This is a genomic window from Neisseriaceae bacterium CLB008, assembly GCA_041228285.1.
Classification (GTDB): Bacteria; Pseudomonadota; Gammaproteobacteria; order Burkholderiales; family Neisseriaceae; genus JAGNPU01.
Genome location: CP166133.1, coordinates 3,114,232 through 3,135,614 on the forward strand (window position 1 = coordinate 3,114,232; position 21,383 = coordinate 3,135,614).

Sequence of the window (21,383 nt, forward strand, 5' to 3'; positions counted from 1 at the left end):
ATGCGATGGATCGCTTTAACCCTGTATAACGGCCTGTGGCTCGTCGCCCCTAGCCTGTTGAAACGTTATTTACGTAAACGTGCCCAGCGCGCCCCGGCCTATCTAGAGCATTGGTCGGAGCGCTTTGGGGCGCCGTTGGCACAGCCCTGTCAGCGGCCGATTTGGCTACACGCGGTGTCGGTTGGTGAAACGCGGGCGGCCTATCCCCTGATTCAGGCGTTAAAAGCCTATTATCCAGATGCGCCCTTGCTGCTCACCCAGATGACGCCCACTGGCCGTCAAACGGCTGAGGCATTGTATCCCGAAGCCCAGTGCCGCTATTTACCCTATGACAAGCCTGCCTACGTACGTCAGTTTTTCCAAGAGCATCAACCGCTGTTTGGCGTGATCATGGAAACCGAGCTGTGGCCTAATCTTTTGCATGAAGCCAAGGCTCAGGGCGTGCTTATGTGTTTGGCCAACGCCCGCCTATCGGCCCGTTCATTGGCCGGTTATTTAAAAGTGAAAGCCTTAATTCAGCCAGCTGTGGCGCAATTTGGCTTGGTCTGTGCCCAAGCGCCTACCGATGCCGAACGGCTGAGCCAGCTAGGCGCCCTCAGCCCCATCGTGTGCGGCAGCAGCAAATACGACATGCCCATCCCCCCTGCCATGCACACCTTGAGCCACACCTTTCGACAACGCAGCGGCCAGCGCCCCGTCGTCGTGTGCGCCAGCACCCGCTACGTCAACGATGAGCAAGATGAAGCTGAGCTGCTGCTTCAGGCCTGGCAAACCTATGCCAACCCCGACAATGCCCTCTTAGTCATCGTACCGCGCCACGTAGAGCGCTTTGATGCCGTGGTGGCCAGCGCCGAGGCCTTGGGGTTTAAGGTACAGCGTCGCAGCGATGAGCAGGCCATTGCTGCCGACACTCAGGTGTGGGTGGGCGACAGCATGGGTGAGCTTTTTGCCTATTATTTAGCTGCCGATATGGCCTTCGTGGGCGGCAGTTTGGTGGACACCGGCTGCCAAAGCATCATCGAGCCGCTGATCGCAGGCCTGCCTACGCTGTTTGGGCCTTCAACCTATAATTTTGCGCAAGTGAGTCAAGATGTCCTTAGCGCAAATGCCGCAATTCAAGTATCATCGGCCCAAGCATGGCAACATCAGGTTGCCCAATTATTAGGCCAACCCCTTGTTCGCCAAGACCTTAAAGACCGCGCTCACGCATTTATCCAACAACATCAAGGCGCCAGCCAAAAGATGGCGACCCTGATCCACGCGCGCCACACAGCATGACCAATATCAGGAGCACACATGAACTTAGATGCCATTAAACAGGCCTTAGAGGCCATCCATAATCCCTACACCAACCAACGCTTTGGCGATGAAAAAGTCGTACAGGGTGTGGTCGAAGACGCGGGCTCAGTGGCCTTAAAATTACAGTTTGGCTACCCCATCCAAGGCATTGCCACCGAGATTGGCGCCTGGGTAGAAGCCGCTTTAACCGGTTTGGTTGACGCTGATAAAATTAAATTACAGCTGTTCCAACACATCGTCGCCCACAAGGTTCAGCAAGGCGTGAGCACGATTAAAAACGTAAAAAACATCATCGCCATCGCGTCTGGTAAAGGCGGCGTGGGCAAATCCACCACCACCGCCAACCTAGCTTTAGCCATGAGTAAAATGGGCGCCCGCGTGGGCGTGTTAGATGCCGACATCTATGGCCCAAGCCAGCCAGCGATGCTGGGCGTGGCCAAAGAAAAGCCGCTGCAAAAAAATGACCACTTTGTGCCCGTCGTGGCCAATGGTGACGTACAGGTGATGTCGATTGGCTTTATGGTGGAAGAAAAAGAAGCCATTATTTGGCGTGGTCCCATGGTGAGCCAGGCCCTACAACAGCTGCTGTTCCAAACGGCTTGGGACGATTTAGACTACCTCTTCATCGATCTGCCGCCAGGCACCGGCGACGTTCAGCTGACCCTGTCGCAAAAAATCCCCGTGACGGGTGCCGTCGTGGTCAGCACGCCTCAAGACATCGCGCTTTTAGACGCTAAAAAAGCCATTTCCATGTTTGAAAAAGTCAACATCAGCATCATGGGCGTGGTGGAAAACATGTCCATGCACGTGTGTAGCCAATGCGGCCACGCCGAGCCTATTTTTGGCACCGGCGGCGCCGAAGCCTTAGCGGGCGAACTACGCGTACCGTTATTGGGCAAGTTGCCTTTGGCCCTACCGATTCGCTTGGCCATGGACGAAGGTAACGCTGTGAGCATGCAGGCTAAAGAGACCGAAATTGCCAAGCTCTATCAAGATGCGGCCCTCCAAATCGCCATCAGCCTAGCCAAGAAGGGCAAAGATTTCAGCGGCATCATGCCGAAAATCGTGGTCGAATAAACCACATAAACACCGCCAGCCGCCTTTATCAGGCGGCTTTTTTTGGGCGCTGGTTTTTTGATTGCCTTCGCTGGCAGAATCCTCTAAGGTTAAGCAAAACACCCACAAAGGCAGAATATGAATACCGTAGACTGGACTAAGGCATTGGTGGCCATCGACACCACCAGTAAGTTTTCTAACTTAGCGTTAATCGACCTGATTCAAAGCCATCTCAAGGGCTTAGGGCTGGCGCCTTGGCTGGCTTATAACCATGATAAAAGTAAGGCCAACCTATTCGTCACCCTACCCGATGCCCAAGGCAACATCGCCGGCGGCACCATTTTATCCGGACATACCGATGTGGTGCCCGTCAGCGGCCAAAACTGGCAAAGCAATCCTTTTGAGCCACACATTGCCGATGGCAAGCTGTATGGCCGCGGTACCTGTGACATGAAGGGTTTTATCGGTGCCAGCCTCGCGCTATTGCCTGCTGCATTGGCCAAGCCGCTGAATACGCCGCTGCATCTGGCGTTTTCTTATGATGAGGAAATCGGCTGCCTGGGCGCCCCCGTCATGCTTGACGCCTTGCAGCAGCATGGCCTCAGCCCCAGCGCCTGTATCGTGGGTGAGCCCACCAGTATGAAAATGGTGGTGGCCCATAAAGGCATCAATAGCTATAAATGCTCGGTACACGGCCATGCGGCCCACTCATCCTTAACCCCCAGCGGCGTCAACGCCATCGAATACGCCGCGCGCATCATCTGCTTCATCAATGATGAGGCGCGCCGCTATCAGGCCAATGGTCCGTTTGATGCCGATTTTGACGTCCCGTTTACTACCTTATCCACCGGTCTGATTAAAGGCGGCCAGGCCATGAACATTGTGCCGGAGCTGTGTGAGTTCTTTTTTGAGTATCGCCAGCTCCCCGGCCTAGACGCTGCCGCTATTTTGGCGCCCATCCAAGACTATATGGCCCAAGCCGTCGCCCAGATGCAGGCCGTGGTGCCCCATGCCCGCATTGAGCTGAGCCAAATGAATCAAGTGCCGCCGCTAGACGAAGCCGATGGCAGCAGCCCCGCTCTGAAGCAGCTGGTGGCTAAATTGGTCAACGCCCAACAAAAGCACAAAGTGGCTTACACCACAGAAGCAGGGTTGTTCCAACAGGCCAACATCACCACCTTGGTGTGTGGCCCCGGCGACATTCAGCAGGCGCATAAGCCTGATGAGTTTGTTAGCCTAGACCAGCTGGCGCAGTGCGATGCCTTTTTAAATCAATTACTGGCTTCAATGCAGGCATAAAAGACGTTTACGCCAGGCTCAAAAAAGGCCCCAAGCAGTGCTTGGGGCCTTTAAATTTTTGTCTTAGGTGATGGCTTAAGGCAATTCGCCGCTCTTACGTTTGGCAATGAAGTCGTTGGTTTCTTTAACCACTACGCCAGACAACAGCAACAGCGCAATCAAGTTCGGGATGGCCATGAGACCGTTAAAGGTATCGGCAGCAGCCCACACCAAGTCTAGGTGCACCACGGTACCCAACATCACGGTGATGACGTACACGATGCGGTATGGAAACACTGATTTAGGGCCAAATAGGTAGGCGGCACATTTCTCACCGTAATAGCTCCAGCCTAAAATGGTTGAGTAGGCAAAGAACACCAAACCAAAGGTCACGATGTAGCCGCCAGGGCCTGGCAATAATTTGTCAAAAGTCATGGTGGTCAAGGCCGCGCCGGTTTCGCCACCGGTGTAAAGGCCACCCATCACCAGCGCAATACCGGTAATAGAACACACAATGATGGTGTCTAAGAAGGTGCCAGTCATAGACACCAAGGCTTGACGGCCAGCGTGGTCGGTTTTTGCGGCCGCTGCGGCAATAGGCGCAGAACCCATACCGGCTTCGTTAGAGAACACACCACGTGCCACACCAAAGCGAATCACCGTGCCCAAGGCACCACCTGCAACAGCTTGGCCAGTGAAGGCATCGCTGAAAATCAGCTGAACGGCAGGCCAAAAGGCTTCTATGTTCAGGAAGATGATGGCTAGGCCGCCCAATACATAGCCTACGGCCATCACCGGTACAATGATTGATGACGCTTTGGCAATGCTTTTAATGCCGCCCAAAATCACAATAGCGGTGAAAATGGTCAAGACCAAGCCCGTAATCCAGGTGTCGACGCCAAAGCTGGCCTGAATGGATTGGGCCACAGAGTTTGATTGAACCGAGCTGCCAATGCCGAATGAGGCGATGGTGGCAAATGCGGCAAACAAGATGGCCAACCACTTCATATTAAGGCCGCGCTCGATGTAGTACATCGGACCGCCGGCCATTTCACCGCGGGCGTCTTTAATACGGTATTTAACCGCCAAAATCCCTTCCGCGTATTTGGTGGCCATGCCGAAAATGGCCGTAATCCACATCCAGAAAACCGCACCTGGGCCGCCTAATACAACGGCAGTGGCCACGCCGGCAATATTACCCGTGCCGATGGTGGCCGATAAGGCCGTCATCAATGCACCAAAGTGAGACACGTCACCAGGCTGATGGTCTTGGGTTTTTGAGGGACAGAACGCTTGCTTTAAGGCGAAGGGCAGCATGCGAAATTGCAAGAATGCCAATCTAACGGTGAGGTAAACACCAGTGCCCACCAACAGCACCAGCATGACGGGGCCCCAGACGAGGCCGCCCACATAATCAAAAAATGACTGTAGCGCTTCCATGAGCTATTTCTCCAAAAATAGTTGTCTTTATAATGTCTTCCTACTTTTATAGTAGGATGGCTTCATTCAAGCATGAGTTTTCAGCGGGTGCAAGCTTTTAATGCAAATGGCTTTTTGATGGTGGCTTAAATACTTATAAATAGAGACAAAAAAAACCGCCAGAGGGTGTCTCTGGCGGTTTTTGCGGGCATTCGGTTAAGTATTTTGTTTGGCTAAGGCCTGATATTGGCGGTCGAAATAGACTAGGGCTTCAGGCGCCTCACCAAACTGAATATCGTCTAGCTCAATGAGAAACACCGTGTGGGTGCCGACTTCTTTGAGGTCGCTAACCTTGCCGCTTAAATGGGCGATGGCGCCGTTTACGTACCATTGGCCCTGCGGGTTTCGTTGCCAGCCTTCAGTGGCGAAGCGTTCGGCCATGCTTAAGCCGGTCTGGCCAGAAAAATGATTGGCCATGTCTTGTTGGTGACTGCCTAAAATAGACACGCATACCGGGTTTTGCTCGCGTAGAACGGCATTGAGGGTGCTCTTGCCATTGATGCAGGCTAAAATAGTGGGGGGCGTGTCGGTCACCGAGCAAATGGCGGTCATGGTGATGCCGTAGTCGCCAGCGGGGCCAGATGTGGTCAAAATATTGACAGCAGCGCTGAGCTGAGCCATCGCGTGACGAAACGCAAGGCGATGGGCTTCTGTAGCGGCCTCATCGCGCGGCTGTGGGGTATCAGGATAAGCGGGGTGGGTCAATGCAGTTACCTTACCGTTAGGGGTCAAAATCAGCGTCAAAATAGCCTTACAGTCTAACTGATTCATGCCCAGATGACCACTCTCTGCGCATCACCATCAAAGAGGCATAAAAAAACCAGCCGAAGCTGGTTTTTTTGCGGTTTGGCTTAGGCTTTTTTGGCCCAAGACATACACCAACCTTCTTTGGTCACGGTTTTACCGGCAAATAGGGTGCAAGGGCCAACGGCTTTCGTGCCACCTTGGTATAGTGCACAGTTGGCGCAGGTTTGGTCTGCTTTGTGCTTGGGGTATTTCTTTTTGTCTACGGCGGCGGTGTTGGTTTTGTACCCTAGGGCAACGGCCATAGGATCTGTTTCTTTCACCGCGGCAGGTGCGGCGATGGCGCGGTTACCCAACATGGCGGCAGCGCCGGCAGCAGGTAAGATTTTCAATAAAAAGGTACGTCTGGTGGTCATGGTTAGCTCCTGGTTATGGCGTGGTCTATGCCGTGCCTATTCGCCTACAGCAGTGAAAGTGGGCCTACGCTGTGGCGGCTTGTTATTTTCTTCATTACAGAAATGATTATAATGTGGATTTTTTTATAAAGCCATATAAAAGGGTTACATTACAAATATTTACTGATATAAAGCAAGATGTGTGAGGTATAGAAAAAGGCCATCAAATAGATTGCTTTTTACTATGACGCCCAGACATGCCCACGCGCCTCGTGATTATATTGATCCTCTTAATTGATTTAGAAGAGGATAGGCGCTTAAAAGTTCAGTTGCATGATAGCCTAAAAGCGGCAAAAATAGGATTATTCTTGTCGCAGACGCGACCATTGCTACACGTTTATGGAAGGATTTTAACGGCATGTCCACTTTTCAAACAGCAGCCTATGAAGGCGATTTAAAGGCTCGTTATGCCCAGCTGGCACAGCAGTTACAGGCTTTACTCAGCGGCGAAACGCGGGCGGTGACCATGCTGAGCCAGGCCAGCGCGCTATTGAATCAGTTTTTAACCGATGTGAACTGGGTGGGGTTTTATTTGGCCGACGCCAACGTTTTATATTTAGGCCCCTTTCAAGGGCTACCAGCCTGCAGCAGTATTCCTTTTAGCAAGGGCGTGTGTGGCGCTGCGGCCAGAACCCAAACCACGCAGCGAGTAGACGACGTACATGCTTTTGCAGGCCACATAGCCTGCGATGCGCGCAGTCGCTCAGAAGTAGTGGTGCCCATTATGCGCGACGGCCAAGTATGGGGTGTGTTGGACGTAGACAGCCCGAGCGTGGGGCGTTTTGGCCCAGACGACGAAGATGGTTTGGTGCAGTTTGTGGCGGTGTTGCAAGACTGTTTGGCTGAGGCCAACGAGTGAAGATCCTGCTACAGCAGCTGTGGCTGTGGGTGGCGCTTGGAGCCGCTGGCGGCGGGCTGGGACGCTATGGATTTGGCCTATTAGTGGGTAAAGGCGCTTGGTTTCAATGGCCGACGTTGGTGGTCAACGTGCTGGGGGGCTTTGTGATTGGGGCGGTGGCGTTTGTCTTATTGCAAAAGCCTGAGGCCAGCCCCGTTTGGCGGGTGCTGTTGATCACCGGTTTTTGTGGTGGATTCACCACGTTTTCCAGTTTTTCTCTGGAAATGCTGGGCTTGCTGCAGGCGCAGCGATACGCCGGGGCAATCAGCTTGGCTTTGGCGCATGTGCTGTTGTCGGTAGCCGCCACGGCGTTGGCGTGGTGGCTACTGCAAAAATGGTGGGCTTAGGCCGAAACCGTTTGGCAGTGGTTAAGCCAGTCGCACAACGGATGTTCTGGGCTGAGGTAGCCTAGGCGTTTGAAACAGTCTAAGGTGGCTAGAGTGGCGTCATTCATGAAGCGTTTATTGATGATGGCCAAGGCCACCTCATCTGGTGACATGAGGTTGAATTCAGCCACTTCGCCGTCTTGATTTTGCGGCGTGGTGCCGGCGGGTAGCCAGCAGTCAAAAATATGCAGGTATTCACGATGCAAGCCGCGGGTGACGGGCCGCAGGCTCAAGCAGCGGCTTTGCTGTTCTAAAGGGCCTAAATCTTCGGCGCACAGGCCGGCCTCTTCCCAGCCTTCTCTGACCATGGCTTCTTGGATGCTTTCGCCCGCACTGATGCCGCCGCCCACCAGATTGTCTAATTTATTGGGATCGACGGCCTTAAATGGGCTGCGCGTGCCGATCCAAAAATGGGGTACGTCATCTATCAAAGTGAGGCCGTTGATGTGGACCGCTTGGCTGAGAAAGCCTAAGGGCCTAAAGGCCGAGCGCTCTAGCGGGAATAAGGCTTCGTGGGTTTGCGGGTCTTGGACCAAGAAAAATTCGTTGCGCCAGCCGCTCAATAGGCCGGTGAAATACCAGTCCATGGCCACATTTTGCAGGCCGTTGGCGATGTCGGTGAGGGATGCTTCGTCTTTGAGGATGAGGTGGTCGCCCGCATCACTGACCCACTCGCTGGCGTCGTTGAGTAGGTGGGTTTTCCACTTTGGAGCGACCTTGCCTAAGGCGCGGCCACGAAATAAGAGGGGCGTATAGTCTGCTATCGGCACATGAAACACCGACGTCATTTGTTGCAATAATTGCGTTTGTATCGTGTGATCGAAAGCAGAAACAACCATAAAACATCCTTATCTTGGGCTGAATGATGGGCGCAGGGCCGCTACAGCCAAGCACAGGTAAAGCAATCATTCTAGCACTACTGTCTCGGTTCCAAACAGGTTTTATTTTAAATAAATATATTAAAATTTAACCATATTCATTAAGTACTCTATCGTTTTGGCGGTGTGTAACCGTCAAAGCGGGTGCTTTTGCCCTGATATTGATAGGCGGGTTCCGCTTGGTTGAGCCATTCACCCAAGCGTGGGCGTTTCACGATGACGCGCTTTTTAGCCAAGCCCAAGGCAAGTGGTAACAGGGCGGCAGCGTCGTCGCCGGCCCCGACCAGTTCATGAAAATAAGCCATCTCTTTTTTGACCGCCGCGCTTTTTTTGCTGTCCGGGTACATCGGGTCTAAATACACTACATCTGGCTGCGGGCCGATTTGGGCCCAGTTTAGTTGAGGATCGAAGACATCCAGATGGTGTAGCGTGATGTTGGCCATGATGGCCGCCAGCTCTGGTACGGCTGCGGCACGCTTGAGGCCATCGGCCAACAGAGCCGCCACGGCGGGGTGGCGTTCAAATACGGTGACCTTGAGGCCGCTGCTGGCCATGATGAAGGCGTCGCGGCCTAGACCGCCGGTAAAGTCCCAGACGGATTGGTTTTGCTTGTGGTTAATGGCTTTATTGATGAGCTCACCGCCGCCTTTTTGGCGGCGGTAGTCGAGGCTACCGCTAATGAAGTTCACGCTGACCTGACCCTTTTTAAGGGCGTGCCTCAGGCTGAGTTCATATTCGTCTAAATAGAGGTAGACGCCCTGTTCTGGTAGGTTAGGACTAAGGGTGAAGCCATAGGCTTGGCTGAGCCGCTGTGCCTCTATGGGGTCAGCAGTAGGATGGGTCAAGAGCAGGGTCATGGTTGGTTTTCGGTCGCAGCGTCTGGGCGGGATACAGGGCCTCTGGGCCAAAATAGATAGGCATAGCAGGCAACCCAGAAAATCAGATTAAAGGTGGTTTTAACTAGGATGTGGGCCTTGGATAAAGGGTAGAACGCCAGGCCAGCCGGTAGGGTCAGGATGAAGAAGAACAGGGCGCCTAAAAATAATGTGAAAGCAGCCTGTAGCCCTGGTTTATAGTCGCGGCGGCCGCAGCAGACGCGCAATAGGGTGATGCCGATGCGTAGGCCGCTGGCGCCAGCCAGCATCATGCTGAGGAGCTCGAGAGCGCCTCGGTAAAAAGTGTGATAGATGAACAACCACGGCAGCGGTAAGTCCATCGATAGCCCTAAAATACTGCCAAAATATAGGCCGTGGTTGATGAGGCTAGCCGCCGTACCCAGGCCGAGCAAAAAGCCTCCCAGCAAGAATTGCACCATCATGGTGAATACATGGTTGAGGTGGATGCTGGCCATCCACACGTATTCTCCCAAGCTGGCCTCAACCACCATACGGTATAGGGTGAGCAAATTGGTGCGGCTGTTGGCTTCGTTGGCAAAAACGCCAAAATTGCTGGGGTCGTTACCAATCCAAATCATCATGCTGATGGCCGGGCCAAAGAAAAATAAATGGGCCCACAAGACGTATTTTTTTTCAGCCTGTACCGCTTTGGGTAAGCCTGTGTTAATAAAACGGCATAGCCGTTGGCGCCAAGAAAGCGCAGGAGTGGGTGAAGTCATAGGGGGCCTATTTTAACGTGACGATGCTGTGGGCGCACCCGCACACGATGATTAAAATGCCGATGGTTCATCATACCATAAAATAAATAAAAACAGCCCCAGCTCATGACAACGAGCTGGGGCTGTTGTGCTAGGTTTAAACCATGGTGGCAAACACTTGCTTGGCTGCAGCGATGGTGTGGTCAATCAATTCTGGCGTGTGGGCAGCAGACACAAAAGCCGCTTCGTAGGCAGAAGGGGCAAGGTAAATGTCGTGTTCCAACATGCCGTGGAAGAATTGAGTGAACAGCGCCACATTGCTTTTGGCCACGTCGCCGTAGTTTTGTGGCAGCTCATTGCTGAAATACAGGCCCAACATGCCGCCGATGGCGGCGCTGCTGAACGGCAGGCCTACTTCGTCGGCGGCGGCTTTTAGGCCGACGGCTAGGCGCTCAGTCATGGCGCTGAGGTGTTCGTAAAACCCTGGGCGTTGAATGATTTCCAAGCTTTTTAAGCCTGCAGCCACGGCCACTGGGTTGCCCGATAGCGTACCGGCTTGATACACGCCGCCCATAGGTGAAATGTGGGCCATGATGTCGGCACGGCCACCAAATGCCGCCAGTGGCATGCCGCCGCCGATGACCTTACCCATAGTGGTTAAGTCAGGGCGAATGCCGTGCAGGCTTTGGGCGCAGCCCAAGGCCACGCGAAAGCCCGTCATCACTTCATCGTAAATCAACACCGCACCGTGTTTTTCGGTTAGGTCGCGCATGGCTTGAATAAAGGCTTTGCTGGGTTGGACCAGATTCATATTGCCGGCGAAGGGCTCGACGATGACGCAGGCGATTTTGTCACCCATGCTGGCGAAGGTTTCTTCTAGCTGGGCGACGTTATTGTATTCCAAGACTTGGGTGTGCTTGGTAAAGTCAGCAGGCACGCCAGCAGAGCTGGGGTTGCTGCCAAAGGTCAATAGGCCAGAGCCGGCTTTCACCAATAGGCTGTCGGAATGGCCGTGGTAGCAACCTTCAAATTTGATGATGGCGTCGCGACCGGTGTAGCCACGCGCCAGACGAATGGCGCTCATGGTGGCTTCGGTGCCAGAGCTCACCAAACGCACTTGCTCCACGCTCGGTAAAATGTGGCAAATGGCTTCGGCGATGTCGATTTCAGCGGCGGTGGGTGCGCCAAAAGACAGGCCATCTAAGGCCACGGTGCGTACGGCTTCGATGATTTCTGGATGGGCATGGCCGACAATGGCGGGGCCCCAAGAGCCAACGTAGTCTAAATATTTCTTGTCGTTTTCATCCCAGACGTAGGCCCCTTCGGCTTTTTTGATGAAGCGTGGCACACCGCCTACGCTGCCAAAGGCCCGTACGGGAGAGTTCACACCGCCAGGAATGACTTTTTTGGCGCGTTCAAACAGTTGAGCATTTTTATCCATAGTAGGGTCTTTCGATTATTTTGCAGGGGTTTGGTTTTCTGGCCAGCTGGCGTAGGGGTTTTTGCTGAGGTATGAGTTGGTGTAGCGTGGATCATGGGTGATCTCTTCACCTAACCATTCTGGGCGCTCAAACGGGGTGTCCTCGCTGGGTAGCTCGATTTCGGCCACGATTAAAGGCGCATTTTCGCCTAAAAACTCGTCGACTTCAAAGGTGAAGCCGCCGAACTCAATCAGGTGTCGGTATTTGGCCACGGTCAGGGGACACATGCTTTGCATGATGGCCTGCGCTTCTTCAAACGGAATCTCGTATTCAAACTCTTGTCGAGACACGTTAGAAATGGCTGACTTTAGGGTTAACCAACCTTGGTTGTTGGCGGTGCGTACACGCACGGTACGGTCAGGGTCGACCGATAAATAGCCTTGTTGTAAGAGTTCAAACTTACCTAGGCCACGCCAGGCGTCGCTGTGGATCAAAAAGCGACGTTCGATTTCGATGTTCATGCGATTCCTTCTGATTAAAATGGCTTAAACAGCACAATATAGAGTGCCAAAATGAGCAACAGCACCGGGGCTTCATTAAACACCCGATACCATTTGTGGCTGTGCTGATTGGTTTTGGCGCGAAAGCGCAGCAACAGACGGTAGCACCAAAGATGGTATAAGGCCAAGGCCAAACCAATGGTGATTTTAATGTGTGGCCACACCACGCCTGCGCCCCAGACGCCCATGGCAAACATGACCCAGACGCCAAATACCAGGGCCAATAGGCCGAAAGGCGTCATGAAGCGATACAGCTTATTTGCCATCAACAGTAAATGGTCGTAGGTGGCGTCGTCTTTGGCCATGGCCAAGTTCACGTAGAGGCGGGGCAAATAAAATAACCCTGCAAACCACGCAATGATGAAAAAGAGGTGCAGGGATTTAAGGATGAGGTAAGTCATTCAGTCATTTCTGTGTTGATTGAAAGATTGCCCTCATTCTAACGGGTTTTCGAACGAATATCTAACCACTTGAGGGCATCTTGTATGGCCTAGGGGCGCACGGTGTCGCTTAATAAAGCCAATGTGTCAGCCGCACGCCATAATAGGCAAAGGTCAGCGCCGCTTCGGTGAAGAAGAATTTAGCCTGTTTTTCGCCGTGAGAAAAGCGTGAGGTCGGCGTGGGTGAGGTGAGGGCGTCGAGGTTTAGATCTTCCGCCATCAGCTTGGCGCGGGCCATGTGGTAGGGGTCGCTGACCAAAATAAAGCGGTTTAAGTGAGTGATGCCGCGAATTTCCTGTTGCACAAACGCTAGGTTTTGATAGGTTGTGCGTGAATTGGTCTCAATGATGATGTCGCTTTTGGGCACGCCTTTTTTTACGGCATAGTTTTTAGCCACTTCTGCTTCGGTGGGGAAGCCCGGTTTGGGCGTGCCGCCGGTGAAGATCAGCATTTGTACCTGTTTATTGTGATAGAGCTCAATGGCGTGATTGATGCGCTCTTTGAACACCGGTGAGGGGTTATTCCCCCAGGCTGCGGCGCCCAGCACAATGGCCGCATCGGCGTGCTCATCAGTGCTTAAGTCGGCATAGGCGTACACCGAATAGCAGGCATAGGCAAAGGCCCCGAGCGACAGCAATAGGCTTAAATAAAGGCCGCGGCGCAGGTTTTTAAAAAAACGATAGGGGCGATGTTTCAATAAGGGCATGGTTTAGGGTAGCAGGGCCAAAATCTGATCTAGGGGGCGGCCAATGGCGGCGCGCTCACCGATCACGGCAATGGGCCGCTCGATCAGTTTGGGGTGGGCCGCCATGGCGGCCATCAGCGCTTCGTCGCTGATGGCTGGATCAGCTAGGCCCAGTTCAGCGTATTCGGCTTCTTTGGTACGCAATAGCGCTCGTGCGGGTAGGTTGAGCTTGGTCAGCAATGACGCCAATGTCGCCGCGTCTGGCGGCGTCTCTAGATACAGCACCACGTTCGGCTCATGGCCTAAGTTTTGTAAAGCGGCCAGCGCTTCGCGTGATTTAGAGCAGCGCGGGTTGTGGTAGAGGGTAATGGCCATAAACATCCTAGGTAAATCAAATCAATAATGGGCTAATTATAACATTGCTCGCCCTGCCTCGGCACACACCAATGGGATTTTATTGCGTCGATTGACACGATTAATCGGTGTGGATGGTGGTGCCCTATGACGGGCTTTGGTATGATGAAGCCGACCTAATCAGGTTGTTTTTCATCATAAAAAGGACAGGGCATGAGCAAACGATGGGCGGCAAAAATGGTGGCATTGGGCTGGCTATTGGGGCTACCATTCGCGGCGGTAGCTGCGCCGCAGCTGGTGGATTGGCAAACCCAAAAACCGCAAACCTTATTTGATCAAAGCCCCGACATTAAAGTGCTGAACGTTTGGGCCACGTGGTGTGCGCCCTGTCGTAAAGAGATCCCCGAACTGAACCAGTGGTCGAAAAAACAGCAAAAAAGTCAGCTGAAGCCACGAGTGCGGGTTTTGAGCGTGGCCTTGGATGAGCCTCAAAATATTGCTAAATTCATCAAAGAAGTGCCGATAGACTACCCGATTTGGCAGCTGAAAGGCGACAGCGCCCAGTGGTTTAAGACCATAGGCAACGTGTCGGGTGGTGTACCTTTTACGCTGGTGTACAGCGAGCGCTGCCGCGCACGCGAGCCTATTTATGGCTTGGTTAATGGGACCAAGCTCGATCAGGCGGTGGCCAAAGTGCGCCAACAGTGTCAGGCAAAATAAAACCCCCATTAGGGGGTTTGGCGTTAGCGCGAAGCGGCCCAGGCCGCGTCTAAACGCTGGCCAGCCTGTTCGAGCGTGGCTTGAGCGCTGCTGCTTTGCTGGCTTAATTCGCCTAATTTGGTTTCCAGCGTTTGGACTTCCTGCTGTAGGCCCTGTAAACGCTGCTTGGCCATTTGTAGTCGGCCTTCGGTTTCGCCGACTTGGCCTTTAAAGTTTTGCTGTGCTTTTAAGGCTTGTTGGTAGTTAACCTGAGCCGACAGCAGTTCTGCTTCGGCGGGGGTTTGGGCCCAAGCGGCGCTGCTGAGCGCGGCGGTGGCGATGAGGCAAAATAGGGAACGGTTCATGGGCTTACTTTCTCCGGCTAGCGACAAACGGCTTGGTATTGTTTGTCGGTAGAAGAGCCCGCCACGATTTTACGGGTGGGGGCTGTGTTAAAATCAAACGTCTTTTGCCACACTTGGGTGCCGTTTTCGGTCATCAACTCCGTCGCCACGAGGCGAATGGTCTTATTGGTGCAGTTGATTTCCCAAGTATTTAAAGAGTATTTATGCTTGGGTAAATACTGGAAATGCTCTTTGCTGACGTCAGAAAAGGTTTTTTTGTCGCGAAACGTCACCACTTGACCATTTTTCTTGATGCTGGTTTGGTCCAGTTCATGCAGAATATTGCTGTTTTGCGACACCCCTAAAGACAACCAGTTTTTACCTGAGCTGCTGGGCGTTGTGGTGCCACAGGCGGCCAAAAATAAGAGACTGGCGCCGGCGAGCACGCCTAAATAAGGTTTGCGGGTCATGCGGACATCCTTCGTATGGTTAAATCGGCATTAGAAATCAGTAGTGTAACAAATGTCGTCTGGCACAGGGGCAAAAATCTGCCGCCCTGCTGGGCACATTGTCTTTCATCAAAAGGCCAAATGGATGGGCCATCGTCATCGGGATAACAGTATCAACATGTCTGACTTAAGCGCACAACACATTTTACAACACGTTTTTGGGTATGCCGAGTTTAGAGGCAATCAGGCCGCAATCGTTCAGGCCCTGAGCCAAAATCACAATGTGATGGTGTTGATGCCCACCGGTGGCGGTAAGTCTTTGTGCTATCAGATCCCCGCGCTGATGAAGGAAGGCCTCACCGTGGTGGTGTCGCCTTTGATCGCCTTAATGGCCGATCAGGTGGCCAGCCTGCGTGCGGTCGGCGTGAATGCCGGCAGCGTCAACAGCGGTACCTCTAGTGAAGAAGCGCGGCGCATCGCCGACGATGCCTACGACGGTAGCCTAAAGCTATTGTATGTGGCGCCCGAGCGAGTGGTGAGTCCGAAGTTTATTCGGTTTTTAAAATCGCTCAACATCAGCCTATTTGCCATTGATGAAGCCCACTGCGTGAGCCAGTGGGGGCATGATTTTCGACCAGAATACCAGCAGCTAGGGCTATTGGCCGATGAGTTCCCTACTGTGCCGCGCATTGCCTTAACTGCGACGGCGGATTCGGAAACTCAGGCTGACATGGTGCATTATTTGCGCCTACAGGATGCCCAAACGTTTTTGGCCAGCTTTGATCGGCCCAATATCTATTATCAAGTAGTGGAAAAAAACAACGGCAAAAAGCAGCTGGTGTCGTTTCTCAAGCGTCAGGGCGTAGGCCAAAGCGGCATTGTTTATTGCCTGTCGCGTAAGCGCGTGGAAGAAGTGGCTGAGCTTTTACGCAGCGAAGGGTTTGATGCCTTGCCTTACCATGCTCGGCTTGACCTCGACGTGCGCAACGCCAACCAAAAGAAATTTACCCAAGAAGACGGCGTCATCATCGTCGCCACCGTGGCGTTTGGCATGGGCATCGACAAGCCCGACGTGCGCTTTGTGGCCCATCTCGACTTACCGGGCAGCGTGGAAAACTTTTATCAAGAATCCGGTCGGGCAGGACGTGATGGTCTGCCGGCCATCAGCTGGTTATGCTACGGCCTCAACGATTTGGTGCTGCGCCGACAGATGATCATGGACGGCCAGCAAACGGACTTACAAAAGCAAGTCGAGCTGCAAAAGCTAGACGCCATGCTGGCATTTTGTGAAACCTCAGGCTGTCGTCGCGTGCCGCTGCTGGCTTATTTTGAAGAAGAAAGTACGCCGTGCGGTCACTGTGATCAGTGCGAACACCCACCGCAGCAGTTCGACGCCACCGAGTTGGTGCAGAAGCTGCTGTCGTGCGTGTATCGAGTCGGCCAGCGCTTCAGCGCCTCCCACGTCATTGACGTGCTCAAAGGTAAAAACAGCGACTATGTGCGCTATCAAAACCATCAAAAGCTGTCCACGTTTGGCATTGGCGATCAGCTGACCGACAAGGAGTGGCGCGCCGTGGTGCGCCAATGTGTGGCGCAGGGCCTATTGGACATCGACCTCACCCACAATCAAGCGCTGGTGTTGACCGAGGCGTCGCGCCAAGTATTGACCAGCCAGCGCCAAGTGTCGATGCGGCCGCTCAAGCGCGATAAGGCGCAAACCCAAGGCCCGGTAGAAAAATGGCTGCGCACCGAACGCGAAGAACGCCTCTGGCAGGCGCTTCGCGGCTGGCGGCGCGAGCAGGCCCTGGCCGACGCCGTGCCGGCCTATGTGATTTTTGCCGACCGCACCTTCCGTGAGATTGTGCAGACCATGCCCACCAACGTCACTGAGCTGGCTCAGGTATACGGCATGGGCGAGAAAAAGCTCGACACCTTTGGGGGCGAACTGATGACGATTTTGGCCGATCATCATGCCGAAGAAGGCTAAAATCCACGTTCAGACAGCTGATCGGCATAAAACGGCAGCAAAATGATGTTCAATAATCAAAATTATGCTTAAATATGCGCACTAGCACTACGTGAAGTGCTTAACCGAGTTTAAAGTAATCCGAAGGGTATGTGACCACACTATGTTAGAAAACCAACCTGAACATTCTGCGATTGAGCCAGTGGTGGTGGGCGATGATTTTTTATCTTTAGGCGCCTATGCTGAGCGTGCCTATTTAGAATACGCCATGAGTGTGGTTAAGGGCCGAGCCCTTCCTGAAGTAACCGATGGACAAAAACCGGTGCAGCGCCGGATTTTATACGCCATGAAAGACATGGGTTTGGTGCATGGCGCCAAGCCGGTTAAGTCGGCGCGTGTGGTCGGTGAAATTCTGGGTAAGTATCACCCCCACGGTGACGCGTCGGCCTACGACGCCATGGTGCGCATGGCGCAAGATTTTACCCTGCGCTATCCCTTGATCGACGGCATTGGTAACTTTGGCTCTCGCGACGGCGACGGCGCCGCCGCCATGCGCTACACCGAAGCGCGTCTGACCCCGATCGCCGATCTGTTGCTGTCGGAAATCGACATGGGTACGGTGGATTTTGCCCCTAACTACGATGGTGCTTTTTTTGAGCCACAGGTTTTGCCGGCACGTTTGCCGATGGTGTTGCTCAATGGGGCTTCTGGCATTGCCGTAGGCTTGGCTACCGAGATTCCCTCGCACAACTTGACTGAAGTAGCCGAAGCCGCCGTGGCATTATTGAAAAACCGCCGTCTGAGCACGGCCGAGCTGATGGACTATGTGAAAGGCCCAGATTTCGCCGGCGGTGGCCAAATCATCACCTCGCCAGAAGACATGCTGGCCACCTATGAGAGCGGCCGCGGCAGCGTGCGGGTGCGGGCGCGCTACGAGATTGAAAAGCTGGCGCGTGGCCAGTGGCGCGTGATTGTGAATGAATTGCCGCCGGGCAGCAGTGCCCAGAAAGTATTGGCCGAAATTGAGGATTTAACCAATCCTAAGCCCAAGTCGGGCAAGAAAACCCTGAATCAAGAGCAGCAAAACCTCAAAGCCTTGATGTTGTCGCTATTGGACCGCGTGCGTGACGAATCCGACAGCCAAAACCCTGTGCGTTTGGTGTTTGAGCCTAAGTCTAGCCGCATTGACGCCGAAGAGTTCATGAACGTGATGCTGTCGCAAACCAGCCTAGAGGGCAATGTGTCCTTTAACCTGGTGATGTTGGGCATGGACGGCCGTCCGGCGCAAAAAAACCTCAAAACCATTTTGACTGAGTGGGTAGATTTTCGCACCCTCACCGTGACCCGTCGCCTGACCCATCGCTTGGGTCAAGTAGATAAGCGCATCCACATTCTGGATGGCCGCATGATTGCCTTCTTGAACATCGACGAAGTGATTCGGGTGATTCGCGAGGCCGACGAGCCCAAGCAAGACCTGATGAATGCGTTTGCCCTCAGCGACATTCAGGCTGAAGATATTTTAGAGATTCGCCTACGCCAGCTGGCGCGCTTGGAAGGCATTAAGCTGGAGCAAGAGTTGAATAAGCTCAAAGAAGAGCGTGATGAGTTGAATCGGCTGTTGGGTGACGACAACGCCAAACGCCGTTTGATCATCAAAGAAATCACCGATGACACCAAAAAATTTGGCGACGAACGCCGCACCTTAATCGAATCCGCCGACCGCGCCGTATTGACGCAAAGCACGGCCGATGAGCCGATTACCCTGATTTTGTCGCAGCAAGGCTGGCTGCGTGCGCGCTCTGGCCATCATCTAGACTTAAGCCAAACCACGTTTAAAGAGGGCGATGATTTAAGGCAGGTGCTGGAAGGGCGCACCATTTGGCCCGTTATTGTGTTGGATACCTTAGGCCGCGCCTACACCATTGATGCGGCCGACGTGCCCAGCGGGCGTGGTGATGGCGCCCCGATTGGTTCCTTGGTTGAGCTGCAAGACGGCGCTCAAGTGGCTCACGTTTTGACGGGCTTGCCAGAAGACCTATACGTGATGAGCCACACCGGTGGTTATGGCTATATTTCGCAGTTGAAAGACATGATCAGCCGCGTCAAAGCCGGTAAGGCTTTCATGAGTTTAGAACAAGGCGAGACCTTGCTGGCGCCGATCCGCGTGAGTAAGGCCAGCATTGCGCCTGAGTCGGGCGCCTGCCTGGTGTTGGCGTCTAGCGACAACCGGGTGTTGGCGTTTGGCCTAGATGAACTGAAGCTGATGAGTAAAGGCCGTGGTCTACAGTTGATGCGCCTATTGGATAAAGAAGTGCTCAAATCGGCCTGCGTGACCGAACAGCCGCAGGTGACCTGCCACATCGTTGGGCCACGTGGCGGATTGAGTACGGAAAAAGTGCGGGTGCAAGACATTTTGAATAAGCGCGCTCGTCGCGGTAAAGAACTGCCTGTATTGGGCGAGCTTAGCCATCTTGACGATGGATTGAGTCAGGATTAAGCCTGTGCTCAAGCACCTGTAAAAAGCGGCCTGATGGCCGCTTTTTTATGGCTGAGTCTTTGATTTAGCCAGGTGATTTAGCTAGGCTTACGGCCTAGGTATTGAATCACGGCGCTGGGGCCACGATGGTTGAGGCCTTCGTTCAGCTCGCGCACCACCTCTTCGGCCACCACGGCCTCCAGTGGGGCTAAGGTGGTCATGATTTCGTCTAAGGTTGGCAGCAAGGCGATGTCTTTGGGGCCGCCGGTGTTGTATTGGCGCTGATCTGGGGTGTACAGCATCATGATCAGCATGCCGCCGGCCTTTAGGCTGTTCATGGCCTTTTGCAGCACTTCGGTGCGCAGCGGCAGCGGCAGATGGCAGAAAAACAGCGTCACCATGTCGTAGTGATCGGTGGCAAACGTGTAATCGCTCAGGTCGGCGACCTCGGTGCGGATGCACACGTTGCGCTGCGCCGCCAGCGCTTCGGCTTTGGCTAGGCCAACGGCCGAGGCATCGATGCCCAAAACGTCAAAACCGTGCTCTGCCAACAAGACCGCGTTGCGCCCTTCGCCCTCACCAATGCCCAGCGCCTTACCGCGCGGCAGTAGCGGCAATGATTCTTGTAAAAACACATTGCCGCGTTCGCCAAAAATATAGGCGTCGACGGCGTATTTCTCGTCCCAAAATGACATGCTCAGCGTCCTTATCCTGAATGTGTGGTGCGATTGTGCCATTCGGCGCGAGTCATGTCCAAACGACAACCGACGCCGCCACAGTCGGGGTAGACGTCAATCTTATTGGTTTCAATGCACACGCCTTGCACCAAGGGTGACTTGAAGCACAGTCGCATGACTTGGCCGAGCAGGTATTCTTGGGTTTGAAACACGGTTTGGTCAGTCAGCTGGGCGATGCTGGTGCGTAAAAAATCATAGTCAAACACTTGGGCGATGTCGTCTTGCTTGGGAATGAGGTAGGGCAAGTCGAGGCGAATATTAAAGCGCACGCGCTGCTTGATGCCCTGTTCAAAATCATGGATGCCGATGAAGCACATCACGTCGTAATCGCGTAAAAAAATGGCAGATTGCATGACAACTCCTTATAGGGCTAATGCCAGGGCTTATTTGTCAATGGTGAACATCACGTCTCGAGCCAGCGGGACCAGGTGTTGGCCGTGGTCGACGGTGAGGGTTTGGCCGGTGACGGCGCGGGCATTGACCAGATAGTCGGCCGCCGCCGCTAAGTCGGCGCACTCAGTGCCGCGGCCCAGAGCGGTTTTAACGTGGGCCTGGGCAAAGTTTTCTGGGCTTTGATCGCCGCTGATCAGCGACAGCCCTGGGGCGATCGCGTTGATGCGTAAATACGGTGCGGCCGCCATGGCGCTCATGCGTACGCTTTGTTTGAGCGCGAGCTTGGACAAGGTGTAAGAATAATAATCAGGATTGAGGTTGAACAGCTTTTGGTCCAGGAGCTGCACCACCGAGCCCTCGTGTTCGCGTGCCTTCAGCGCAGCACCATAGGCGGCGCTGAAGTAGACGGGCGCCCGAAAGTTCACCTGCATCTGTGCGTTGAAGCTGTCGGGCTGGAAGTCGTAAAAATGATCGGGCTCAAAACGCGCCGCATTGTTGATCAGCGCATCGAGTCGGCCATGCTGTTGGTAAATGGCCTCGATGTAGGCGCTAAAAGCGTCATAGTCTTGCGTTAAGTCTAGGGCGTGGACGCTGCTATTGGGTAGACTGTCGCTTAAGGACGTTGCCGCCGCCGTGGATTGGTGGCAATGAATGCAGACCCACCAGCCTTGGTCATGGAAGTGTTGCACCAAGGCTTGGCCAATGCGTTTGGCGCCCCCAGTGATGAGGATGACTTTTTGATCAGGCGAAGGTTGCGGCATGGCGGGCTCCTAAAGGCACAAATGAGACTGA

At 53.8% G+C, this 21,383-nt stretch carries 24 protein-coding genes; 8 read left to right on the forward strand and 16 right to left on the reverse strand.

Features of this window, described 5'->3' with window-relative positions:
* The 3 genes from waaA to argE all read left to right on the forward strand — a co-directional run bounded on the left by waaA (nt 1) and on the right by argE (nt 3,654).
* Entirely contained in the window at nt 1-1,278 is a 1,278-nt protein-coding gene (gene waaA / locus AB8Q18_14470) for a lipid IV(A) 3-deoxy-D-manno-octulosonic acid transferase (GenBank protein ID XDZ51352.1), read from the forward strand.
* Between the two features lie 18 nt (nt 1,279-1,296).
* Nucleotides 1,297-2,376 carry an iron-sulfur cluster carrier protein ApbC gene (apbC, locus tag AB8Q18_14475; GenBank protein ID XDZ51353.1) on the forward strand — a complete coding sequence of 360 codons (1,080 nt, stop codon included), beginning with the start codon at nt 1,297-1,299 and terminating at the stop codon, nt 2,374-2,376.
* Between the two features lie 117 nt (nt 2,377-2,493).
* On the forward strand, nt 2,494-3,654 hold the full coding sequence (argE, locus tag AB8Q18_14480; GenBank protein ID XDZ51354.1) for an acetylornithine deacetylase: 1,161 nt from the start codon (nt 2,494-2,496) through the stop codon (nt 3,652-3,654).
* Between the two features lie 75 nt (nt 3,655-3,729).
* Here the strand turns inward: argE and AB8Q18_14485 are convergent, their stop codons facing one another.
* The 3 genes from AB8Q18_14485 to AB8Q18_14495 all read right to left on the reverse strand — a co-directional run bounded on the left by AB8Q18_14485 (nt 3,730) and on the right by AB8Q18_14495 (nt 6,272).
* Complete coding sequence (locus AB8Q18_14485; protein ID XDZ51355.1) at nt 3,730-5,073, reverse strand: alanine/glycine:cation symporter family protein; 1,344 nt, start codon at nt 5,071-5,073, stop codon at nt 3,730-3,732.
* A 195-nt stretch (nt 5,074-5,268) separates the two neighbouring features.
* Complete coding sequence (locus tag AB8Q18_14490; GenBank protein XDZ51356.1) at nt 5,269-5,883, reverse strand: flavin reductase; 615 nt, start codon at nt 5,881-5,883, stop codon at nt 5,269-5,271.
* A gap of 80 nt (nt 5,884-5,963) precedes the next feature.
* A complete protein-coding gene (locus tag AB8Q18_14495; protein ID XDZ51357.1) occupies nt 5,964-6,272 on the reverse strand; it encodes a high-potential iron-sulfur protein in 309 nt (102 codons plus the stop codon).
* 397 nt (nt 6,273-6,669) lie between these two features.
* Between AB8Q18_14495 and AB8Q18_14500 the strand changes: the two genes are divergently transcribed.
* Both AB8Q18_14500 and crcB read left to right on the forward strand, forming a co-directional pair.
* Nucleotides 6,670-7,170 carry a GAF domain-containing protein gene (locus AB8Q18_14500; protein XDZ51358.1) on the forward strand — a complete coding sequence of 167 codons (501 nt, stop codon included), beginning with the start codon at nt 6,670-6,672 and terminating at the stop codon, nt 7,168-7,170.
* On the forward strand, nt 7,167-7,556 hold the full coding sequence (crcB, locus tag AB8Q18_14505) for a fluoride efflux transporter CrcB (GenBank protein XDZ51359.1): 390 nt from the start codon (nt 7,167-7,169) through the stop codon (nt 7,554-7,556). Before AB8Q18_14500 ends, crcB begins: the two co-directional genes overlap by 4 nt.
* Here the strand turns inward: crcB and AB8Q18_14510 are convergent.
* The 8 genes from AB8Q18_14510 to arsC all read right to left on the reverse strand — a co-directional run bounded on the left by AB8Q18_14510 (nt 7,553) and on the right by arsC (nt 13,548).
* Entirely contained in the window at nt 7,553-8,434 is an 882-nt protein-coding gene (locus AB8Q18_14510) for an NUDIX domain-containing protein (GenBank protein ID XDZ51360.1), read from the reverse strand. The genes crcB and AB8Q18_14510 overlap by 4 nt on opposite strands.
* A 149-nt stretch (nt 8,435-8,583) precedes the next feature.
* The gene (locus AB8Q18_14515; protein ID XDZ51361.1) at nt 8,584-9,330 is read right to left on the reverse strand and encodes a class I SAM-dependent methyltransferase; all 747 of its coding nucleotides are present in this window, start codon (nt 9,328-9,330) and stop codon (nt 8,584-8,586) included.
* Nucleotides 9,327-10,088, reverse strand: coding sequence for a stage II sporulation protein M (locus AB8Q18_14520; protein ID XDZ51362.1), 762 nt, complete (start codon nt 10,086-10,088; stop codon nt 9,327-9,329). The genes AB8Q18_14515 and AB8Q18_14520 overlap by 4 nt, the downstream gene beginning before the upstream one ends.
* A gap of 136 nt (nt 10,089-10,224) precedes the next feature.
* Nucleotides 10,225-11,508: a glutamate-1-semialdehyde 2,1-aminomutase gene (hemL, locus tag AB8Q18_14525; GenBank protein XDZ51363.1), complete on the reverse strand. Its 1,284-nt coding sequence runs from the start codon at nt 11,506-11,508 to the stop codon at nt 10,225-10,227.
* A 15-nt stretch (nt 11,509-11,523) separates the two neighbouring features.
* Complete coding sequence (locus tag AB8Q18_14530; GenBank protein ID XDZ51364.1) at nt 11,524-12,009, reverse strand: CYTH domain-containing protein; 486 nt, start codon at nt 12,007-12,009, stop codon at nt 11,524-11,526.
* A gap of 14 nt (nt 12,010-12,023) precedes the next feature.
* Nucleotides 12,024-12,449: a CopD family protein gene (locus tag AB8Q18_14535; GenBank protein ID XDZ51365.1), complete on the reverse strand. Its 426-nt coding sequence runs from the start codon at nt 12,447-12,449 to the stop codon at nt 12,024-12,026.
* Between the two features lie 109 nt (nt 12,450-12,558).
* Entirely contained in the window at nt 12,559-13,194 is a 636-nt protein-coding gene (locus tag AB8Q18_14540; GenBank protein XDZ51366.1) for a YdcF family protein, read from the reverse strand.
* 3 nt (nt 13,195-13,197) lie between these two features.
* Nucleotides 13,198-13,548, reverse strand: a complete 351-nt coding sequence (gene arsC, locus AB8Q18_14545; protein XDZ51367.1) for an arsenate reductase (glutaredoxin) — start codon at nt 13,546-13,548, stop codon at nt 13,198-13,200.
* A 192-nt stretch (nt 13,549-13,740) separates the two neighbouring features.
* On the opposite strand from arsC, the gene AB8Q18_14550 reads away from it, so the two are divergent.
* Complete coding sequence (locus AB8Q18_14550; protein XDZ51368.1) at nt 13,741-14,247, forward strand: TlpA disulfide reductase family protein; 507 nt, start codon at nt 13,741-13,743, stop codon at nt 14,245-14,247.
* A gap of 23 nt (nt 14,248-14,270) precedes the next feature.
* On the opposite strand, the gene AB8Q18_14555 is transcribed toward AB8Q18_14550, so the two are convergent.
* On the reverse strand, nt 14,271-14,591 hold the full coding sequence (locus tag AB8Q18_14555; protein XDZ51369.1) for a hypothetical protein: 321 nt from the start codon (nt 14,589-14,591) through the stop codon (nt 14,271-14,273).
* Between the two features lie 17 nt (nt 14,592-14,608).
* The gene (locus tag AB8Q18_14560) at nt 14,609-15,040 is read right to left on the reverse strand and encodes a surface-adhesin E family protein (protein ID XDZ51370.1); all 432 of its coding nucleotides are present in this window, start codon (nt 15,038-15,040) and stop codon (nt 14,609-14,611) included.
* A 157-nt stretch (nt 15,041-15,197) separates the two neighbouring features.
* Here AB8Q18_14560 and recQ point away from each other — a divergent pair, with 157 nt between their 5' ends.
* Both recQ and parC read left to right on the forward strand, forming a co-directional pair.
* The gene (gene recQ / locus AB8Q18_14565; GenBank protein XDZ51371.1) at nt 15,198-17,006 is read left to right on the forward strand and encodes a DNA helicase RecQ; all 1,809 of its coding nucleotides are present in this window, start codon (nt 15,198-15,200) and stop codon (nt 17,004-17,006) included.
* Between the two features lie 142 nt (nt 17,007-17,148).
* A complete protein-coding gene (gene parC, locus AB8Q18_14570) occupies nt 17,149-19,482 on the forward strand; it encodes a DNA topoisomerase IV subunit A (protein XDZ51372.1) in 2,334 nt (777 codons plus the stop codon).
* Nucleotides 19,483-19,559: 77 nt separating this feature from the next.
* On the opposite strand, the gene AB8Q18_14575 is transcribed toward parC, so the two are convergent.
* Genes AB8Q18_14575 through AB8Q18_14585 form a run of 3 tightly spaced genes read right to left on the reverse strand, consistent with a single transcriptional unit; the run spans nt 19,560 to nt 21,352 of the window.
* Nucleotides 19,560-20,156 (reverse strand): class I SAM-dependent methyltransferase, encoded by a 597-nt coding sequence (locus AB8Q18_14575; GenBank protein ID XDZ51373.1) that lies wholly within the window; start codon nt 20,154-20,156, stop codon nt 19,560-19,562.
* Nucleotides 20,157-20,167: 11 nt separating this feature from the next.
* Nucleotides 20,168-20,551, reverse strand: a complete 384-nt coding sequence (locus AB8Q18_14580; protein XDZ51374.1) for a dihydroneopterin aldolase — start codon at nt 20,549-20,551, stop codon at nt 20,168-20,170.
* Between the two features lie 30 nt (nt 20,552-20,581).
* A complete protein-coding gene (locus AB8Q18_14585) occupies nt 20,582-21,352 on the reverse strand; it encodes an SDR family oxidoreductase (protein ID XDZ51375.1) in 771 nt (256 codons plus the stop codon).
* Nucleotides 21,353-21,383 lie beyond the last annotated feature (31 nt).

Excerpts from the sequence above, each read along its gene's own strand:
- AB8Q18_14555 (XDZ51369.1), bottom strand. The coding sequence starts at position 14,591 with ATGAACCGTTCCCTATTTTGCCTCATCGCCACCGCCGCGCTCAGCAGC.
- AB8Q18_14540 (XDZ51366.1), bottom strand. The coding sequence starts at position 13,194 with ATGCCCTTATTGAAACATCGCCCCTATCGTTTTTTTAAAAACCTGCGC.
- AB8Q18_14580 (XDZ51374.1), bottom strand. The coding sequence starts at position 20,551 with ATGCAATCTGCCATTTTTTTACGCGATTACGACGTGATGTGCTTCATC.
- recQ (XDZ51371.1), top strand. The coding sequence starts at position 15,198 with ATGTCTGACTTAAGCGCACAACACATTTTACAACACGTTTTTGGGTAT.
- AB8Q18_14560 (XDZ51370.1), bottom strand. The coding sequence starts at position 15,040 with ATGACCCGCAAACCTTATTTAGGCGTGCTCGCCGGCGCCAGTCTCTTA.
- apbC (XDZ51353.1), top strand. The coding sequence starts at position 1,297 with ATGAACTTAGATGCCATTAAACAGGCCTTAGAGGCCATCCATAATCCC.
- AB8Q18_14500 (XDZ51358.1), top strand. The coding sequence starts at position 6,670 with ATGTCCACTTTTCAAACAGCAGCCTATGAAGGCGATTTAAAGGCTCGT.
- parC (XDZ51372.1), top strand. The coding sequence starts at position 17,149 with ATGTTAGAAAACCAACCTGAACATTCTGCGATTGAGCCAGTGGTGGTG.
- AB8Q18_14530 (XDZ51364.1), bottom strand. The coding sequence starts at position 12,009 with ATGAACATCGAAATCGAACGTCGCTTTTTGATCCACAGCGACGCCTGG.
- AB8Q18_14495 (XDZ51357.1), bottom strand. The coding sequence starts at position 6,272 with ATGACCACCAGACGTACCTTTTTATTGAAAATCTTACCTGCTGCCGGC.
- argE (XDZ51354.1), top strand. The coding sequence starts at position 2,494 with ATGAATACCGTAGACTGGACTAAGGCATTGGTGGCCATCGACACCACC.
- AB8Q18_14520 (XDZ51362.1), bottom strand. The coding sequence starts at position 10,088 with ATGACTTCACCCACTCCTGCGCTTTCTTGGCGCCAACGGCTATGCCGT.
- AB8Q18_14550 (XDZ51368.1), top strand. The coding sequence starts at position 13,741 with ATGAGCAAACGATGGGCGGCAAAAATGGTGGCATTGGGCTGGCTATTG.
- AB8Q18_14490 (XDZ51356.1), bottom strand. The coding sequence starts at position 5,883 with ATGAATCAGTTAGACTGTAAGGCTATTTTGACGCTGATTTTGACCCCT.
- AB8Q18_14510 (XDZ51360.1), bottom strand. The coding sequence starts at position 8,434 with ATGGTTGTTTCTGCTTTCGATCACACGATACAAACGCAATTATTGCAA.
- AB8Q18_14485 (XDZ51355.1), bottom strand. The coding sequence starts at position 5,073 with ATGGAAGCGCTACAGTCATTTTTTGATTATGTGGGCGGCCTCGTCTGG.
- arsC (XDZ51367.1), bottom strand. The coding sequence starts at position 13,548 with ATGGCCATTACCCTCTACCACAACCCGCGCTGCTCTAAATCACGCGAA.
- AB8Q18_14585 (XDZ51375.1), bottom strand. The coding sequence starts at position 21,352 with ATGCCGCAACCTTCGCCTGATCAAAAAGTCATCCTCATCACTGGGGGC.
- waaA (XDZ51352.1), top strand. The coding sequence starts at position 1 with ATGCGATGGATCGCTTTAACCCTGTATAACGGCCTGTGGCTCGTCGCC.
- AB8Q18_14515 (XDZ51361.1), bottom strand. The coding sequence starts at position 9,330 with ATGACCCTGCTCTTGACCCATCCTACTGCTGACCCCATAGAGGCACAG.
- AB8Q18_14575 (XDZ51373.1), bottom strand. The coding sequence starts at position 20,156 with ATGTCATTTTGGGACGAGAAATACGCCGTCGACGCCTATATTTTTGGC.
- AB8Q18_14535 (XDZ51365.1), bottom strand. The coding sequence starts at position 12,449 with ATGACTTACCTCATCCTTAAATCCCTGCACCTCTTTTTCATCATTGCG.
- hemL (XDZ51363.1), bottom strand. The coding sequence starts at position 11,508 with ATGGATAAAAATGCTCAACTGTTTGAACGCGCCAAAAAAGTCATTCCT.